Raw genomic sequence first — 2396 nt, forward strand, 5'->3', positions numbered from 1 at the left:
TGGTGGCGGGCAACCTGGCTGCGATCGCCCGAACCCGCAACATCGAGCCCGTCGACCCCGATGATCCGGCAATGGCCTTCATGCCCCCGCTCGCGTCTGTCGAGGAACTGTCCTCTTCCGGCACCGCGCCCATGGCGGAAGCGGACACCGGCATCCCGAAGGCCGATATCCCGCCGGGCAGCGAAGTCCAGTTTCCGACCACATCGTCGTCGCTGTCGGAACCCATCTCAAGACGCCGTGTGCCGGCACAAAAGCGAAGTGCCCGTTCCATGGCCCAGCCGCAGGAGACTGCATCGCAATCTGCGCGCGTCAACAAGGCCGCATCCGCCGACTACACGCGCGTCACGCTCAGATTGCGCAATGACGTCATCACGCGTCTGGTTGCGCATGGCCTCTCCCGGAGCAAGCGCTACACGACGGTGATCGAGGACTTCATCATGGCCGGGCTGGACCGGCACGACGACTGACAATGCCCAGTCCGCGCTACTACCTTCGGCTCCCGCGGCACCGGGCAGATGAACTGGAGGCGCTGGCGGCGCACCTTGATACCTCGCCGGCGCTTATCATCAAGCTTCTTGTAGACCGGACGCTTTCGGAGGCTGCCCCGCTTCTGGCCGATCACGACGAGCAGCTTGAACATATCCATCTCACAATCCGGGACATCGCTCGCGTCCACCGCGATCTCATGAGTGACGGGGTCGCGTCGACCGACCAGTGCTCGATCCGGATCCTGGAAAAGCTCGACGAGATAGCGCGTGCAATCGACTCTATCCGCGACGCCGCTTTTGTGCGATCTTATACGATAGTGAAAGATTTGATCGCCGCCCACGATGAGAAATCCACGCAGGAAACCCTCCCGGTCTAAGCGCCAGCTGCCGTTCTACCACGAACTGATCGAGGATGATCGGGTTGGCGGCGGAGGAGGGGGAGGCCGTGGCGGCGAGGTTGGCAGAGCAGGGGCCCCGCGTTCTCGCCACCTCCACAGCACCGGCAGATTTCGACCCGGTCCCAATGCCGCCAGCACCGCTCTGAGCCGCGCCACCGGCCACAACGCCGTCGTCGTCAAGGTCTTGTCCTATGGCGCCGGCGCGGTATCGGCGCGCAATGTTCTCGAATACCAGGCGAAGGAAGAGCGGGCGATCGATCAGGAGGGGCGAGAAGTCGTCAGCATCAAAGATGCACTCGCACAATGGGAGCGCGATTTCACCACGCGCGAGGGATCGAAGGACATTCTCCTCCTCACCTATGAATTGCCGAACACTGACCGCGAAACCGTCGCCAAGGCGCTGGACGATCCGGCGCGCGATGGCATCCTTGAAGACGGCGACACACAACGCACCTATGCCTACAGCATTGGCCCAGGCGTAAAGGATCGGACACGGCTTCAACTCGCCATCGTCCTGGCTCATGAAAAATCGGACCGGGCTGACCGTACGACCGGCAATCACATTTCCCCTTCGATCGAAACGGTTCGGGCCATCGATCGCCGTGTCGATGCCCGCCTCGAGGGGCAGGGGATCGCGCCGCTATCCCGCTATCCCGCAAAATTTGCATCCGGCCCCAAAGGGCTTAACGCTACCCTGCACGCCATGCAGCGCCAGGACAACGCGGTCATGCTGTCGACCCATGCACACCTGGTCGAGCGCGGCAACAAGACGCCGATTTACAAGCGCACCGGCGAACGTCGCTCGATCACGACAGCGGATCATAAGGAACTCACGCGAGAGGGCCGCACGGTTGGCGTTCTTCTCCAAAGCCGGCAGCCCCGCGACTTCATGCACCTGCTTCTTTCCGGTCCGGCGAACGTTGATCGCGACAAGTTCATCGAGGCGGCCAGCGCTTTCCTTGGCAGCCAGTTTCACGGGCATCGCTATGCCTACGCAGTCCACAATCGTCACGAGATGACCAAACACCCGCATGTCCACGCCATCGTCAGCCTGAAAGGTCCCGGCAAGACCCGCCTCAATCCCAATATCCGCGATTTCACGGAATGGCGCGAGCGATTTGCCGATAAGGCGCGCGAGCGCGGCCTGGCCATCGATCACCAGAAGCGCCTCGATCGCGCCGGCCCGCCTCCCGTCAAACGCTGGGAGTGGGAAATGTTCCGCCGCATGGGCGCCTACACGCCGCCCAACGTCATGACCAAGGTCATGAACAAGATTCGCGACACGCCGACGGCGCCGACGATGCGGGCAGGCTCCGATCGCTTCAACAAATCAAAGGACGCTCTCGGCCGCGTCATCGACATGCTGGACACGATCGGCAAAGACCGGTCGCAACCGAGCACGGCACGCGAACTCTCCAGGGATCTGTCGATCGGACTGCGGCGCGAATATCGCCGCCTCGAACATGCCGTCTCACACGGCGAACAGCCTTCGCACGAGAAAGGAGAAATC

General features: G+C 62.5%; 3 protein-coding genes. All 3 read left to right on the forward strand.

The features are described 5' to 3' along the window. A partial coding sequence (locus tag ACODTY_RS23805) for a hypothetical protein (protein WP_488996646.1) occupies positions 1–467 on the forward strand: 467 nt, incomplete at its 5' end. A 2-nt stretch (positions 468–469) separates the two neighbouring features. Then, complete coding sequence (locus ACODTY_RS23810; protein ID WP_488996647.1) at positions 470–865, forward strand: hypothetical protein; 396 nt, start codon at positions 470–472, stop codon at positions 863–865. Further along, a partial coding sequence (locus ACODTY_RS23815; protein ID WP_488996648.1) for a relaxase/mobilization nuclease domain-containing protein occupies positions 831–2396 on the forward strand: 1566 nt, incomplete at its 3' end. The genes ACODTY_RS23810 and ACODTY_RS23815, both read left to right, overlap by 35 nt.

This window comes from Mesorhizobium sp. FG116 (assembly GCF_057809835.1).